Origin of the sequence: Micromonospora sp. NPDC050417 (assembly GCF_044458865.1) — a bacterium.
Classification (GTDB): domain Bacteria; phylum Actinomycetota; class Actinomycetes; order Mycobacteriales; family Micromonosporaceae; genus Micromonospora_G.
Map to the genome: position 1 here is coordinate 24,450 of NZ_JBITIH010000014.1, position 15,194 is coordinate 39,643.

Consider the following 15,194-nt stretch of genomic DNA (forward strand, 5'->3'; position numbering starts at 1 on the left):
TATTCCGCTGCGGGTCGGCCCGGATGTCCACTCAGGGTTGCCCCTGACTGCTAGCGGCGAGGGCAGTCGCCCATTCGGATTTTTCCGCATGAACGCGTTCCGTGTGGCGATTTGCCCGGATCATCGGCGCGATTTCGTTCCTGGCTGGAGTGGGTCGCCACAGAAGACGGTGCGGGGTGGGCACCCTGCGCCCACCCCGCACCGTCCCCGCCGGTTGTGCCGGTTACTCGTACGAGATCGCGTCCAGCACGTTGAGCCGGGACGCCCGCCACGCGGGCCACCACGCGGCCACCACCCCGGCCAGAGCCGCGGCGACCACGAAGGCGATGAGCTGCCCGTACGGCAACGCGACCATGGTGATCGCCTCCGCGTTGCGCAGCACCTCGGTGACCGTGACCCCGAGTGCCACCCCGAGCCCGACCCCGAGCAGGCAGCCGAAGACCGCCATCAGCAGTGACTCCACGCGGACCATTCGCCGGACCTGCCGGCGGTTCATACCCACCGCGCGGAGGAGACCCAGTTCTCGGGTCCGTTCGTAGATGCTCAGGACCAGGGTGTTCACGATGCCGAGGAACGCCACCAGGATGGCGAGCGCCAGCAGGACGTAGAAGATCGCCAGCAATCCGTCCACCGCCGCCGTCTGCTGACCGATGAAGGTCGCCTGGTCGACGACGCTGACCAGCGGATAGTCGGACATGAGCGTCTCGATCTGGCGGGTCACCGCCGAAATGTCGGCCCCGTCGGACACCTGGACGAAGCCCTGCAGGGCCAGCGGCCCGGCGAAATACCGCACCTGTGAGTCGGAGACGAGCACCCCGCTCGCCACCGGTGTGCGCTGGTAGATCCCGGCAACCGTGTACGTCCGGGCACCGCCGACCGGCATGTCGACCACGAAGGTGCTGCCGACCCGCCAGCCGTTTGTCTCCGCCGTGCCGTCGTCGACGATCGCGTCGTTCTCCCCGGTCGGGGTCAACGTGCCGGACCGGTCCTCTAGCGCGAACATCGCCTGGGCGGTGGGCAGGTCGGTGGCCTGGATGAACGAGTTGGCCTGACCCCCGACGGTCACCACCGCCGCATGCATCGAGACGGTCCTGGTCACCCCCGGGATCTGGCTCGCCTGCTCCAGCCGTGCCGGGTCGAAGCCCTCCCGTCCACTCGGTGGCGTGACCAGGGCGGTGGTGACGATCACGGCGGCGCTGAGGTTGTTCTCCACCAGGTCGGTCACGCTGGCCTTCAGCGAGGCGCCGATCACGCTCACCGCGCTGACCAGGGTCACGCCGACCATCAGCGCCGCGGCGGTCACCGCCGTACGGCGCGGATTGCGCAGGGTGTTGCGCCGACCGATCCCGGTCGCGGTACCCCAGGTCACCAGCCGGCCGAGCGTGCCGGCCACGGGGCGGGTCAGTGCCGGCGAGAGTAGCGCCACCCCGACCACCGCGAGCAGTACGCCGACACCGAGTGCGATCGCGGTCAGCCCGTCCACCCCGACCAGTCCGACCGTGAGCAGCAGCGCGCTGATCAGCGTGACCACACCGCCGGTGATGGTCAGTCCGCACAGGGACTTGTCCGGGCGGACCACGTCGCGCATCGCGGCGATCGGCGGCACCCCGGCGGCCCGGACCGCGGGGATCAGTGCGGCGATCACCGTCATCACCACGCCCACCAGGTACGACACGCCGATGGCGAGGCCGCTGACAGTAAGTCCACCCTCGGGCAGGGGGAAGCCGAAGGCGGCGATGAGCGCCTGGAGACCGACCGCCACCCCGATCCCGGCGGCCAGACCGAGGGTGGACGCGATCAGGCCGACCACCACCGCTTCCACCAGTACGCTGCCCGTCACCTGGCCCCAACTCGCGCCGAGGGCGCGCAGCAGTGCCAGCTCCCGGGACCGCTGGGCAATGATGATGTTGAACGTGTTGAAGATCAGGAACATCCCGACCAGGAGCGCGATCAGGGCAAAGCCCAGGAAGAACCAGTTCACGAAGGTGAGCAGCTGCTTCAGCGGAGCAGCCTGCTGCTCGGCCGCCTCCTCCCCGGTGACCGCCTCGAAGCCGGTCGGCACGGCCGTGCCGACACGCTCCTTCAGCGTCTCGTGGGACACCCCGGAGTCCGCCTGGAGCTGGGCGCCGCCGAAGACCCCGGTACGCCCGTAGAAGAGGCGCTGGGCCTCCGGCACGGTGAAACCGATCATGGTCTCGCCGCCGAGCGTCGCCCGCCCACCGGAGTATTCGAGCAGTCCGACCACGGTCCACTCGGAACTGGTGGCGCTCCGGGGCACGTAGATCTTGATCCGGTCACCGATCTGGTGACCGGTCTGCTCGGCGGTGTAACGGGTGAGCGTCACCTCGCTCCCGGTCTGGGCCGTCCGGCCCTCGACCACCCGGAGCAGACTGTCGGCGACGAAGTCGTCCTCGCCCAGTCCCACCGCGAGATGCGGCGCCCCGGGCGGCAGCGCCTTGCCGTTCTCCTTCCGGAACGGGGTCAGCCCCTCCGAACTGGCATCACCGATGACCGCACGGACCCCGTCCACGGCCGCCAGCCGCTCCAGATCCGCATCGGTCAACAACGGCCGGTCCGGGTCGTCCCCGGCGGCGTCGGCCACCTGCACCTGGACCGCGACATCCTTGTTGATGGTCTGGAACAGCTGCTCGAACCGGCCACCGAGGCTGTCGGTGAGGACAAACGCGCTGGCCACGAACATCACACCGAGGATGATCGCGAAACCGGAGAGAACCAGCCGGAGCTTGCGCGAGAGCAGGCTCTTCAGCGTGGCGCGCAGCATCACGCCACCTCGGGCTGGTGCGCCAGCACGTCCAGGTGCTTGAGCGTGTCCAGCACCGCATCGGCGGTGGGATCGGTCAACTCGTCCACGATGGCGCCGTCGGCGAGGAAGATGACGCGGTCGGCGTAGCTGGCGGCGACGGGGTCGTGGGTGACCATGACGATGGTTTGGTGGTGGTTGCGGACGCTGTCGCGGAGGAAGGTGAGGACTTCGGCGCCGGCGCGGGAGTCGAGGTTGCCGGTGGGTTCGTCGGCGAAGATGACGTCGGGTCGGGCGACGAGGGCGCGGGCGCAGGCGACGCGTTGTTGTTGGCCGCCGGAGAGTTGGTTGGGTCGGTGGTGGAGGCGGTCGGCGAGGCCGACGGTTTTGATGACTGTTTGGTACCAGTCGGGGTCTGGTTTGCGTCCGGCGATGGAGAGGGGGAGGAGGATGTTTTCTTCTGCGGTGAGGGTGGGGAGGAGGTTGAATTGTTGGAAGATGAAGCCGACTTTGTCGCGGCGGAGTTTGGTGAGTCCGTTGTCGTTGAGTCCGGTGACGGTGGTGTTGCCGATGTGGATGGTGCCGCGGGTGACGGAGTCGAGTCCGGCGAGGCAGTGCATGAGGGTTGATTTGCCGGATCCGCTGGGTCCCATGATGGCGGTGTAGCGGCTTTGTTCGAATTCGGCGGTGACGCCGCGGAGTGCGATGACCTGTGCTTCGCCGCTGCCGTATACCTTCCATACGTCACTGGCACGCGCCGCCGCTGTAGCGCTGGCTGCGGGTACTGTCCCCGTCACGATCTCTCCCTCGGTCGATGACGACGTTCGCCGTCCTACCGTCACGCTAGGTGGCCGGGGCAATCCGGTCATCCTGCGCTCGGAGGGTTTCCGCGTGCGACCTCGCGTACCGCCGGCTCCGACCGGAGGAGGGTCGACCCCGTCCCTGGGACGTACGACCCACGGGGGAGCGCTCGGGAAGCGTCACCCGCCCGGCCGGACCAGCCCCGATTCGTACGCGAACACCACAGCCTGCACCCGGTCACGTAGGCAGAGTTTGGTCAGTACGTGTCCGACATGCGTCTTGATCGTCGTCTCACTGATGGAGAGGGCCCGCGCTATCTCCGCGTTGGACAGTCCCCGGGCGATGTGCACCAGCACCTCCCTCTCCCGTTCGGTCAGCACGTCGAGCGCCTTCGGCTGAGTCGACGAGGGGTCGGGCAGCAGGTCGGCGAAGCGGTCGAGCAGTCGCTTGAGGATCCGTGGCGCGACCACGGCCTCGCCTGCGGCGACGGTACGGATGGCACTCACCAGATCCTCCGCGGGCACGTCCTTTGCCAGGAACCCGCTCGCGCCCGCCCGCAACGCGCCCACCACGTACTCGTCGAGATCGAAGGTGGTCAGGATGAGCACGCGTACCGGCAGCCGAGCATCGACGATGGCCCGGGTCGCGGCCACCCCGTCCATCCGGGGCATCCGGATGTCCATCAGCACCACATCGGGCAGCAACCGCCGGGCGAGTTCGACCGCCTCGGACCCGTCGCCGGCTTCGCCGACGATGTCGAGGTCCTGTTCCTCGCTGAGCACCATCCGGAACCCGGTACGCAACAGCGGCTGGTCGTCGGCGAGCAGGATCCGTACCGGACGGACACCCCGCACACGGTCCACCCGATCCCCACCAGCGACCTCACTGCGTTCGGTCACGCCGCCTCCTCGCTGCGCTCGTCACCGTCGTGACCTGTGTGACTGTGCTGGCTGGTGACCTCACTGCGTTCGGTCACGCCGCCTCCTCACTGCGTTCGGTCACGCCGCCCCCTCGCCGCTCGGCACAGCGGTGGCTTCCAGTGGCACTTTCGCGTACACCCGGAAACCGCCGCCCGGACGGGGGCCGGTCCGCAGGGTCCCACCGTAGAGGGTGACCCGCTCACGCATCCCGACCAGGCCGTGCCCGGCACGGTTCGGGTCGAGCGACGGGCCGCGCCCGGTGTCGAGCACCTCCACCACCAGCCAGTAGACCCCGAAGGTGAGCCGGACCTGGGCGGTGGCCGTACCGGCGTGTTTCAGCGCGTTGGTGAGCGCCTCCTGCACGATCCGGAACACGGTCAGGGCGAGGCTCGGTTCCAGCGGTGCGGGTGCCCCCTCCACCCGCAGCGTGACCGGTAGACCGGCCTCGCGTACCTGGTCGACCAGCGCCTCAAGTCCGGCCAGGCCGGGCTGCGGGGTCAGATCGGCGGCCGGCTCGGCGTCGGTACGCAACACGTCGAGCAGACGGCGCAGTTCGCGCAGGGTGGTTCGGCTGGTCTCGGCGATGCTGCCGAGTGCCTCGTCGGCCGCGACCGGGTCGCGGGCCAACACCCGTCGGGCACCGGTCGCGAGCACGCTCATCACGCTGACGTGGTGGGCGACCATGTCGTGCAGTTCGCGGGCGATGCGGCGGCGTTCGTCGGCGACCGCCTGGTCGGCCATCGACCGTTGGTTCTCCTCGGCCACCCTGGCACGTTCCTCCAGCGCCCTGATCGTGGCCCGTCGGGCGTGCACGGTACGTCCGACGAAGAAGCAGACCAGCGCGATCAGCGCGTTGGTGAAGATCATGTACGCCCGGGTGATTCCGATCGAGCCGACCGGCACGGGCAGCGTCAGTGCGGCGGCCAGGATCGGTGTCCAGAGCAGGGCGGTCATGACCACGGCCCGGCGCAGCGGGAAGCTGGCCGAGGTGGTGTAGGTGAGCAGGACGAACGCCACGATCGCGGTCAGTGGCTCGTGCTGGTCGAGCACCGCGCCGCCAGCGGTGGCCACGGCCAGCGCCACGGCGACCCGGGGCAGTAGTCGACTCAGCGCGATCGGTAGCGCGCAGACCAGGCTCCAGGTGATCGTCGTCGGCCACCCGCCGCTGGTCGGCTCGGCCGACCCGCTCGCCGCAAGCAGCGTCTCGGCGAGCACCACCAGGCCGGCCAGCAGCCCGTCCCGCGCCAGTATCCGGCCGTCGTAGCCGGTCGGACGGGGGAGCCGCCAGCGACTCCCCGACGTCGGCGTGACGACATCCGTGCCGGCCTCGTCCAGCGGCCGGTCGCGCGTCGCGGGGACGTCGATACGGGTCATGCTGGCGACGGTAGTCGGTGTGCGGGCGAAGTCGTCCGCACCGGGGGTGGACCGTGTCTCCTCCTCCGGGAGGAGGGGTTACTCGTCCCCCGCCGGACCGCCGGCCCGTCGGGGCTGTTCCGGGACGACCACTGTGGTGGTCACATCGGGGAAGGGCGGCGGCGTGCCGCCGAACGCGGGACAGAGGGCCTGGTGACTGCACCAGTCACAGAGCCGGCTCGGCTTCGGACGAAAGTCCTGGTTCGCGGTCGCCTGCTCGATCGCCCGCCAGAGCGCGACCAGGGTGCGCTCGAACCGGGCCAGTTCGTCCGCGTCCGGTGCGTAGTCGCAGATCTCCGCGTCCTTGAGGTAGAGCAGGCGGAGCACCTTGGGGACCACCCCACGCGTACGCCAGAGCACCAGCGCGTAGAACTTGAGCTGGAACAACGCCCTGGCCTCGAACGCCTCCCTGGGGGCGCCCCCGGTCTTGTAGTCGACCACCCGCAGCGCCCCGTCCGGAGCCACGTCGAGCCGGTCGATGTAACCGCGGATCAGCAACTCGTCGTCGACCACCGTGGAGATCAACGTCTCCCGCTCGGCCGGCTCGAGCCGCCGCGGATCCTCGACCGTGAAGTAGCCGTCGAGCAGCCGGCGGGCCGACCCGAGGAACTCGGTGACGTCCACCGCCGCCTCGTCCGCGAAGAGCCCGGTCAGCCCTGGCTCGTCCGCGACCAGCCGGTCCCACTCGGGGCCGACCAGGTCGCCCGCCGCCGTCGGCGTTCGGGCCGGGGCCGGCAGGTCGAAGAGTCGTTCCAGTACGGCGTGCACCAGGGTCCCACGGATCTGGTCGAGGCTGGGCCGCTCGGGCAGCCGGTCGATGCTTCGGAACCGGTACAGCAGCGGGCAGGTCTTGAAATCCGCCGCACGCGACGGCGAGAGCGAGGGCCCTGGGGGCCGTTCGGCCACCGGGGAGCGCCCGGTCGTCTGCTTCGTCACCATCTCCGCCGTCATGACCGGAAGGCTAAGGCACCGGTACGACGGTTACGCGGCCCGCCCGCCGTACCGGTGTGCGTGGCGAGCGGCTACGGGATTCGAGGCTGGCGTCGGGGGTTACGTAGCATCGACCCGGTGGAGGACAGTTCAAAACGGAAACGTCGGCCCGACCGCCGCCCCGGACTTGCCGTGGGTCGGGTCCTCGGCGTACCGGTCTACCTCAACGCCTCCATGGTCCTGCTGGCCGTTCTGGTGACCGTGGTCTATGGCGAGTTCGTCCGCCGTGAGCTTGAGCTGTCGCAGGTCACCGGCTATCTGGTGGGCTTCGGTTTCGTGGTCTGCCTGCTCGGGTCGGTCCTGCTGCACGAACTCGGACACGCGCTGACCGCCCGGCGGTACGGCATCGGCGTACGCGGCATCACGCTGGAACTGCTGGGCGGCTACACCGAGATGGAACGGGATGCGCCGACCCCCCGGGTGGATCTTCTCGTCTCGCTCGCCGGCCCGGCCGTGTCGCTGGTGCTGGGCGTGGCCGCCGTGCTGGCCACCATCGCCCTGCCCGACCGTACGCTGCCTGACCAGTTTGCCCTTCAACTGGCGGTGAGCAACGTCATCGTGGCGGTTTTCAACATCCTGCCCGGTCTGCCCCTCGACGGTGGCCGGGCGCTACGTGCCCTGGTCTGGGCGGCCAGTCGGGACCGGCACCTCGGTACCGAGGTCGCGGGTTGGGCCGGTCGCGCGGTGGCCGTCGGCACCGCCGTCCTGGTCGGGGTGCTGACCTGGCTCGGGCTGATCGCGCCGCTGGGCCTGGCCCTGATGGTGCTGGTCGCCTTCACCCTCTGGCAGGGGGCGGGCCAGTCGATCCGAATGGCCCGGATAAGCCGGCGGTTCCCCCTGATCGACCTGCACCGGCTGGCCCGCCCGGTGTTCCAGGTGCCCACCGGTACGCCACTGGCCGAGGCGCAGCGTCGCGGGCTGGCCGTCGGAGCCGAGCCGGTGGCGCTGGGTGTCTCCGACTCGTCGGGGCGGCTGGTGGCCCTGGTCGACCGGGCCGCGGCCGAGGCGGTGCCGGTGGAGCGGCGCCCCTGGGTCGCGGTCGACACGGTGGCCCGAGGCCTGGACGGCGTACCGAGGATCCCGGTCGGGCTCGACGGTGAACAGGTCATCCGGGCGGTACAGACCGACCCGGGCGCGCAGTATCTCGTGACGTCAGGCGAAGATGTCGTCGGCGTTCTGCACATCGCCGATCTGGCGCAGCTTCTGGAGCCGAAACGAAAGATGACTCAGTGACCGCACAGCCCACCACCGCCCACCCCACCGACTCCGCACCGGTACCGGCGCACCGTGGCCCGTTCCGGCCGGGTGACCGGGTGCAGTTGACCGACCCGAAGGGGCGGATGCACACGATCACGTTGGAGGGCGGCAAGTCGTTCCACACCCACCGGGGAGCGCTCGAACACGACGATCTGATCGGCCTGCCCGACGGCAGCGTGGTCACCTCCGCTGGCGGTACGGCGTACCTGGCGTTGCGCCCGTTGCTCTCGGACTATGTGCTCTCGATGCCCCGGGGCGCCCAGGTGATCTACCCCAAGGACGCCGCCCAGATCGTCGCGATGGGGGACATCTTCCCTGGCGCGAAGGTGCTTGAGGCCGGTGCCGGCTCCGGAGCGCTGGCCTGCTCCCTGCTGCGGGCGGTCGGCCCGACCGGCGAGTTGCACTCGTACGAGCTGCGGGACGACTTCGCCCAGATCGCGCGCCGCAACGTGGAGGCGTTCTTCGGCGGGCCGCACCCGTCCTGGAACCTGCACGTGGGCGACGTGGCGACCTGCCAGGAGCCGGAGTTCGACCGGATCATCCTGGACCTGCTCGCCCCGTGGGACGTGCTCGACCTGGTGGAGCGGACGCTGGTGCCGGGTGGGGTGTTCATCGGCTACGTGGCCACCACGACCCAGCTCTCCGATCTGGTCGAGGCGTTGCGCGAGCGCGGCGGCTTCACCGAGCCCCGGGCCTGGGAGTCGCTGGTGCGTGACTGGCACCTGGAGGGGCTGGCGGTGCGCCCGGACCACCGGATGATCGCGCACACCGCGTTCCTCGTCTCCGCCCGTAAGCTCGCGCCCGGCGTGACCGCGCCTCCCCGCCGGCGTAAGCCGAGCAAGGGCGCGGAGGCGTACGCGCTGCGTAAGCAGAGCCTGCGGGCGGCGGAGCAGGCCGCTCGCGAGGCCGAGGAGGCGTCGGCCACCCCGGCGGTGGACGCGGACGTGAACGAGGCGGGGGAAAGGACCGTGCGGTGATCATCAACGTCGGGAGGTCCGTATGAGCCGGCCCACCTTCGGCGGCGGGGACCTTCCCGCTGTCTTCCCGGACTGGTCGCCCTACCAGGATCTGGAGTCCGCCGCCCGCGCCTACCTGCGTGATCCTGAGGTCGCGCTGGAGGCGCTGGGTGGGGTGCTGCGCGGCGCGTCCGTACTCGGATTCACCCTGGAACGCTTCGTCAACGAGGTCAACGGTGTGTGGCAGGAGGTGGCGGTCTGCGACGGCAGCCGGCTGATCCTGTGGCACGGGGAGGACATCCCACCGGACGACGGGCCGGCCGGGTCGATGACGTCGTCGCTGCGGGTGGTGCCGGTCTCGACGGTGACCGAGGTGGGTTGCCGGCGCCGGCTCAACCGGACTCCGAGTGGCGGGGTACGCGTCGACAGCATAGACGTCTACCTGCTGCTCAGCTCGCTGGACGAGGGCGTATCCGCGGATGAGGTGGTGGGCGCGCCGCGACACGACGCGCTGCGGTTCGGCAAGACGTTCGACGACGGTGGGGCCGGGCAGATCGCCCGGCTCGAGGAGTTCGCTCGGCTGGTCGCCTCGGTGCTCGGCCGTCCCACCCTCTGAGCGGGCCGGCCGGGCGCTCAGGCATCCGGCCGACCGGCGGTCAGTCCTGCGCGTCCGGCCCGGCCACCTCGACGTCGTCTCGGCTGCGCAGCACGTGAATGCAGTCGCCCGGGCATTCCTTGGCCGCGTCGATCACGTCGAGTCGCAGGTGGGCCGGGACGTCGACCCGGCTGCCCGGTGCGAGCAGCAACTCGCCCGAGCCGTCCTTGACGTAGGCGAGGCCGTCGACGTCGAATTCGAAGACCTCCGGCGCGTACTGCACACAGAGTCCGTCACCCGTGCAGAGGTCCTGGTCCACCCAGACTCGCAGTTCATCGGTCTCGGTCTGGGTTACCACGATGACCCCTCCATCCACTCGCTCGGCACGCTCCGACCGTACCCGAACGCCTTCCCGGCGCCCGAGCGGCGTCCCTCTGACGATCAAGGTTCGGTGACGAGGGTGTTGCATGGGACCGAATCGGCGTCATAGCGGCTAGTGTTAGGGCAGAACGTTCAAGCCCCCCGGGGAGGTGGGACGTGGCACGCAGCGACGACGCGGACTCGCGCGCCGCACGGTGGGAGAAGGAGGCCCACGATCTCTCCACCCAGGTCGCGTTCCTTCAAGAGGAACTGGCCTTGGTGCGGCGCAAGCTGACCGAAAGCCCCCGACACGTCCGGCAGCTCGAGGAGCGGCTGGCGGCTACCCAGGCGCAGCTCGCTCGACTGACCGAGAACAACGACCGGCTCGTGAGCACCCTCAAAGAGGCACGGGCCCAGATCGTCACGCTCAAGGAAGAGATCGACCGGCTGGCACAACCGCCCAGCGGGTACGGCGTCTTCCTCGCGCGGCACGACGACGGCACGGTGGATGTCTTCACCGGCGGTCGCAAGCTGCGTGTGGCGGTGTCTCCGTCACTGGAGGTGGACGAGCTGCGGCGTGGTCAGGAGGTCCTGCTCAACGACGCGCTCAACATCGTGGACGCGTTCGGGTTCGAGCGGGTCGGAGAGGTCGTGATGCTCAAGGAGGTGTTGGAGAACCCCACCGGGGGTCCGGGTGACCGGGCGCTGGTGATCTCCCACGCCGACGAGGAGCGGATCGTCTTCCTCGCCGACACCCTGATCGGCTCGACGATCCGGGCCGGTGACTCGCTCATGATCGAGCCGCGCTCGGCGTACGCGTACGAGCGCATCCCAAAGAGCGAGGTGGAGGAACTCGTCCTTGAGGAGGTCCCCGACGTCGACTACAGCGACATCGGTGGCCTGCAGTCCCAGATCGAGCAGATCCGGGACGCGGTCGAGTTGCCCTTCCTGCACGCCGAGCTGTTCCGGGAGCACCAGTTGCGCCCGCCGAAGGGCATCCTGCTCTACGGTCCGCCTGGTTGCGGCAAGACCCTGATCGCCAAGGCGGTGGCGAACTCGCTGGCGAAGAAGATCGCCGAGCGGCGTGGCGAGCAGAAGCACACCAGCTTCTTCCTCAACATCAAGGGCCCGGAGCTGCTCAACAAGTACGTTGGCGAGACCGAGCGGCACATCCGGTTGATCTTCCAGCGGGCTCGGGAGAAGGCGGGCGAGGGCACTCCGGTCATCGTGTTCTTCGACGAGATGGACTCGGTGTTCCGTACCCGTGGCTCGGGTGTCTCCTCGGACGTGGAGAACACCATCGTCCCGCAGTTGCTCAGCGAGATCGACGGGGTCGAGGGGCTCGAGAACGTCATCGTGATCGGCGCCTCCAACCGGGAGGACATGATCGACCCGGCCATCCTGCGACCCGGCCGGCTCGACGTGAAGATCAAGATTGAGCGGCCGGACGCCGAGGCGGCCAGGGACATCTTCTCCAAGTACATCCTCACGGGGTTGCCGCTGCACGCGGACGACCTCAACGAGCACGGCCAGGACGCCCAGGCCACTGTGGCCGCCATGATCGAGGCCGTGGTGCTGCGGATGTACTCGGAGTCCGAGGAGAACCGGTTCCTCGAAGTCACCTACGCCAACGGTGACAAAGAGGTGCTCTACTTCAAGGACTTCAACTCTGGCGCGATGATCCAGAATATCGTCGACCGGGGCAAGAAGATGGCGATCAAGGAGTTCCTCTCCTCCGGGCGCAAGGGGCTGAGGCTGCAGCACCTACTCGACGCCTGCGTCGACGAGTTCCGGGAGAACGAGGATCTTCCCAACACCACCAACCCGGATGACTGGGCCCGGATCTCCGGTAAGAAGGGCGAGCGCATCGTCTACATCCGTACCCTCGTCTCCGGGGGTAAGGGCGCCGAGGCCGGCCGGTCGATCGAGACCGCGAGCAACACCGGTCAGTACCTCTGATCGATTCGTACGACAACGGGGGGCGACGCGCGACGCGTCGCCCCCCGTTTCTCGCACCCGGGCGTTCGCCGGCCGAGGTCGACCGGTCGATGTGGAACGGGTCGGTTTCGACGGTGGATGGCGAGCGGCGGGGTGCACACGCCGGTGACAACGGCCAATAGGTACATTCTGCGGTCGTGTCGTCACATCGGGAGAACGGATGAGCGCTGACGCGGACTACGCTCGCCTCATGGAGAAGGAAAGTAGGGCAGCGGCATGAGCGTACGGCGAATCATGGGCGCCGAGGTGGAGTATGGCATCTCGGTACCCGGACAGGCCGGGGCCAATCCGATGGTCACCTCGTCCCAGGTGGTCAACGCCTACGGCGCACGTCCCGAGTTGACCCGTGGCGGTCGTGCTCGGTGGGACTACGAGGAAGAGTCACCCCTGCGTGACGCGCGCGGCTTCACCTACTCCGGTGCGGCCTACGACCCTGCGGAGGCGCTCGCCGACGAGGACCTGGGCCTGGCGAACGTGATACTGACCAACGGCGCCCGGCTCTATGTCGACCATGCCCACCCCGAGTACTCCACCCCCGAGGTGACCAACCCGCTGGACCTGGTGCGCTGGGACAAGGCGGGGGAGCGGGTGATGGCCGAGGCGGCCCGGCGGGCCGAGACCATCCCCGGTACCCACCCGATCCACCTCTACAAGAACAACACCGACAACAAGGGCGCCAGCTACGGCGCGCACGAGAACTACCTGATGCGCCGGCAGACCCCGTTCGCCGACATCGTCACCTACCTCACCCCGTTCTTCGTGACCCGGCAGATCGTCTGCGGCGCCGGGCGGGTGGGGATTGGCCAGGACGGAACACAGCCGGGCTTCCAGATCTCTCAGCGGGCCGACTTCTTCGAGGTCGAGGTCGGTCTCGAGACGACGTTGAAGCGTCCCATCATCAACACCCGGGACGAGCCGCACGCGGACGCCGACAAGTACCGGCGGCTGCACGTGATCATCGGCGACGCGAACCTCTCCGAGATCTCGACGTACCTCAAGGTCGGCACCACCGCTCTGGTACTGACGATGATCGAGGAGAAGGCGCTCACCCCCGACCTCGGCATCGCCGACCCGGTCGCGGAGTTGCGCGCGGTCAGCCACGACCCGTCGCTGTCGCACCTGCTCCGGCTCCGCGACGGTCGTCGGCTCACCGCGCTCGATCTGCAGTGGGCGTACCTGGAGCGGGCCCGTGCCTTCGTCGACGACCGGTACGGCAACGACGCCGACGAGGCGACCCTCGACGTACTCGACCGGTGGGAGGGTGTGCTGGACCGGCTCGGCCGCGACCCGATGCTCTGCGCCGGTGAGTTGGACTGGGTGGCGAAGCTGCGGCTGCTCGAGGGGTACCGGGAGCGGGAGAAGCTCGGCTGGGCCTCGCACAAGCTGCAACTGGTCGACCTGCAGTACGCCGACGTACGTCCGGAGAAGGGGCTCTACCACCGTCTGGTGGCCCGTGGCTCGATGGCGACCCTGTTGCCGGACGAGCAGACCCGCCGGGCGATGGTCGAGCCCCCGGAGGACACTCGGGCCTACTTCCGTGGTCGTTGCCTCGCCCAGTACGCCTCCGAGGTCGTCGCCGCGAGCTGGGATTCGGTGATCTTCGACGTCGGTCGGGAGTCGCTGGTCCGGGTTCCGATGATGGAGCCGGAGCGGGGCACCCGTAAGCACGTGGGGGCGTTGTTCGACCGCTGTGCGAGCGCCAAGGACCTGTTGGAGACGATCACCGGCAACTGACCGCCGGGAAACGTTCCCGTGGCTCTCGTCCGCGCCGACCACGGTCGGCCGTACGTGAGGCGGTGAATCGGTCAGTCGGGCGGCAAAGGTCGCGGGCGGCGCCCCGTTGTGTCGCCCTTCCGAGGTAAGTTTCTTGCAGGCGATCGTGGAGGAGGAACCAGATGGCTACCCGTGACACCGGCGGTCAGTCCCAGTCCGGTAAGTCGCGTCGTGACGAAGAGGTCGACGACGTCACCACCGAAGCGAATCCCGAGGTCGCGGAGCGGCACGCCGAGATCACCGAGGACGTGGACGACCTGCTCGACGAGATCGACTCCGTGCTTGAGGAGAACGCGGAGGAGTTCGTCCGAGGCTATGTCCAAAAGGGCGGCGAGTAACCGCCGGCCCGGCTCGTCCGGGCCGGCCTCGGGGCCGTCGCACCACGCCGACGCCGAGATCATCGCGTCGACCGGAGCCAGACGATAGTCTGCTTCAACCGCAACGGCGGTCGTGGCCGTTCCGGCGACGGCGCGGTGTGTTGGGACAGGACGATCACGTACTGAGAGGAACCACGTGGCAGCGGGTTTTGATCCATCCGGGCGGCTACCAGATGTGTTCACCAACGCGGGGACGTCTTCCTTCACGCAGTTCCTGAGCAAGGTCGCGCCCGAGTTGCTTCCGGGTCGTCGGCCGCTGCCACCCGGGATCGCCGCCGACCTCGCGCCCCACGCGACCACCATCGTCGCGATCACCAGTGCCACCGGCGTGGTCATGGCCGGCGACCGGCGGGCCACGATGGGGAACATGATCTCCAGCCGGGACATCCAGAAGGTCCACCCGGCGGACCGGCACTCCCTGGTCGGCATCGCCGGCACCGCCGGTATCGGGATCGAGATGATGCGGCTGTTCCAGGTCGAGCTGGAGCACTACGAGAAGATCGAGGGCGCCGTCCTCTCCCTCGACGGCAAGGCCAACCGGCTTGCCTCGATGATCCGGGGCAACCTGGGTGCGGCGATGCAGGGGCTCGCCGTGATCCCGCTCTTCGCCGGTTTCGACCTCGCCGCGACCGACCCGGCCCGGGCCGGCCGGATCTTCAGCTTCGACGTTGCCGGTGGCCCCTACGAGGAGACCGGCTACGACGCGATCGGGTCCGGATCGATCTTTGCCCGGTCCGCCCTGAAGAAGCGGTTCCGACCCGGCCTGAGCACCGACGAGGTGGTTCGGCTCGCGGTCGAGGCGCTCTACGACGCGGCTGACGACGACACCGCCACCGGTGGCCCCGACCTCACCCGCCGGATCTACCCGGTGGTCATGACAGCCACGGCAGAGGGCACCAACCGGCTCACCGAGGCCGAGACGGCGGTGGTGGCCGAGGCTGTCGTCGCCGCCCGGATGGAGAACCCGGGCGGCTGAGGCCGCTCGCCGCAGAG

General features: G+C 69.1%; 13 protein-coding genes. 7 read left to right on the forward strand and 6 right to left on the reverse strand.

The genetic code is table 11. The features are described 5' to 3' along the window. Window positions 1–223 precede the first annotated feature (223 nt). The 5 genes from ACIBF5_RS18960 to ACIBF5_RS18980 form a co-directional block, all read right to left on the reverse strand. On the reverse strand, window positions 224–2,782 hold the full coding sequence (locus ACIBF5_RS18960; RefSeq protein ID WP_396813265.1) for an ABC transporter permease: 2,559 nt from the start codon (window positions 2,780–2,782) through the stop codon (window positions 224–226). Further along, the gene (locus tag ACIBF5_RS18965) at window positions 2,782–3,630 is read right to left on the reverse strand and encodes an ABC transporter ATP-binding protein (protein WP_396813267.1); all 849 of its coding nucleotides are present in this window, start codon (window positions 3,628–3,630) and stop codon (window positions 2,782–2,784) included. Before ACIBF5_RS18965 ends, ACIBF5_RS18960 begins: the two co-directional genes overlap by 1 nt. A 111-nt stretch (window positions 3,631–3,741) precedes the next feature. Beyond that, window positions 3,742–4,425: a response regulator gene (locus tag ACIBF5_RS18970; RefSeq protein ID WP_396813595.1), complete on the reverse strand. Its 684-nt coding sequence runs from the start codon at window positions 4,423–4,425 to the stop codon at window positions 3,742–3,744. A 135-nt stretch (window positions 4,426–4,560) separates the two neighbouring features. Then, window positions 4,561–5,856 carry a sensor histidine kinase gene (locus tag ACIBF5_RS18975; RefSeq protein WP_396813269.1) on the reverse strand — a complete coding sequence of 432 codons (1,296 nt, stop codon included), beginning with the start codon at window positions 5,854–5,856 and terminating at the stop codon, window positions 4,561–4,563. 78 nt (window positions 5,857–5,934) lie between these two features. Beyond that, the gene (locus tag ACIBF5_RS18980) at window positions 5,935–6,846 is read right to left on the reverse strand and encodes a RecB family exonuclease (RefSeq protein ID WP_396813271.1); all 912 of its coding nucleotides are present in this window, start codon (window positions 6,844–6,846) and stop codon (window positions 5,935–5,937) included. A 117-nt stretch (window positions 6,847–6,963) separates the two neighbouring features. On the opposite strand from ACIBF5_RS18980, the gene ACIBF5_RS18985 reads away from it, so the two are divergent. From ACIBF5_RS18985 to ACIBF5_RS18995, 3 genes are read left to right on the forward strand one after another with little or no spacing between them, the layout of a single operon-like run. Then, window positions 6,964–8,118, forward strand: coding sequence for a site-2 protease family protein (locus ACIBF5_RS18985; RefSeq protein ID WP_396813273.1), 1,155 nt, complete (start codon window positions 6,964–6,966; stop codon window positions 8,116–8,118). Continuing rightward, a complete protein-coding gene (locus ACIBF5_RS18990; RefSeq protein ID WP_396813275.1) occupies window positions 8,115–9,119 on the forward strand; it encodes a tRNA (adenine-N1)-methyltransferase in 1,005 nt (334 codons plus the stop codon). Before ACIBF5_RS18985 ends, ACIBF5_RS18990 begins: the two co-directional genes overlap by 4 nt. A 22-nt stretch (window positions 9,120–9,141) precedes the next feature. Next, window positions 9,142–9,714: a hypothetical protein gene (locus tag ACIBF5_RS18995; protein WP_396813277.1), complete on the forward strand. Its 573-nt coding sequence runs from the start codon at window positions 9,142–9,144 to the stop codon at window positions 9,712–9,714. A gap of 40 nt (window positions 9,715–9,754) precedes the next feature. On the opposite strand, the gene ACIBF5_RS19000 is transcribed toward ACIBF5_RS18995, so the two are convergent. Then, window positions 9,755–10,051 carry a ferredoxin gene (locus ACIBF5_RS19000; RefSeq protein ID WP_246017419.1) on the reverse strand — a complete coding sequence of 99 codons (297 nt, stop codon included), beginning with the start codon at window positions 10,049–10,051 and terminating at the stop codon, window positions 9,755–9,757. Window positions 10,052–10,230: 179 nt separating this feature from the next. Here ACIBF5_RS19000 and arc point away from each other — a divergent pair, with 179 nt between their 5' ends. From arc to prcB, 4 genes are all read left to right on the forward strand, one after another. Continuing rightward, entirely contained in the window at window positions 10,231–12,012 is a 1,782-nt protein-coding gene (arc, locus tag ACIBF5_RS19005) for a proteasome ATPase (RefSeq protein ID WP_396813279.1), read from the forward strand. A 255-nt stretch (window positions 12,013–12,267) separates the two neighbouring features. Next, window positions 12,268–13,785 carry a depupylase/deamidase Dop gene (gene dop / locus ACIBF5_RS19010; protein ID WP_396813282.1) on the forward strand — a complete coding sequence of 506 codons (1,518 nt, stop codon included), beginning with the start codon at window positions 12,268–12,270 and terminating at the stop codon, window positions 13,783–13,785. Window positions 13,786–13,946: 161 nt separating this feature from the next. After that, a complete protein-coding gene (locus ACIBF5_RS19015; RefSeq protein ID WP_121160560.1) occupies window positions 13,947–14,162 on the forward strand; it encodes a ubiquitin-like protein Pup in 216 nt (71 codons plus the stop codon). Window positions 14,163–14,337: 175 nt separating this feature from the next. Beyond that, on the forward strand, window positions 14,338–15,177 hold the full coding sequence (gene prcB, locus ACIBF5_RS19020; protein WP_396813284.1) for a proteasome subunit beta: 840 nt from the start codon (window positions 14,338–14,340) through the stop codon (window positions 15,175–15,177). Window positions 15,178–15,194 lie beyond the last annotated feature (17 nt).

Bases quoted from the DNA above. Each gene is read 5' to 3' on its own strand.
- ACIBF5_RS18995 (WP_396813277.1), top strand. From the start codon at position 9,142: ATGAGCCGGCCCACCTTCGGCGGCGGGGACCTTCCCGCTGTCTTCCCG.
- ACIBF5_RS18975 (WP_396813269.1), bottom strand. From the start codon at position 5,856: ATGACCCGTATCGACGTCCCCGCGACGCGCGACCGGCCGCTGGACGAG.
- ACIBF5_RS18965 (WP_396813267.1), bottom strand. From the start codon at position 3,630: ATGACCGGATTGCCCCGGCCACCTAGCGTGACGGTAGGACGGCGAACG.
- ACIBF5_RS19015 (WP_121160560.1), top strand. From the start codon at position 13,947: ATGGCTACCCGTGACACCGGCGGTCAGTCCCAGTCCGGTAAGTCGCGT.
- ACIBF5_RS18980 (WP_396813271.1), bottom strand. From the start codon at position 6,846: ATGACGGCGGAGATGGTGACGAAGCAGACGACCGGGCGCTCCCCGGTG.
- ACIBF5_RS18960 (WP_396813265.1), bottom strand. From the start codon at position 2,782: ATGCTGCGCGCCACGCTGAAGAGCCTGCTCTCGCGCAAGCTCCGGCTG.
- dop (WP_396813282.1), top strand. From the start codon at position 12,268: ATGAGCGTACGGCGAATCATGGGCGCCGAGGTGGAGTATGGCATCTCG.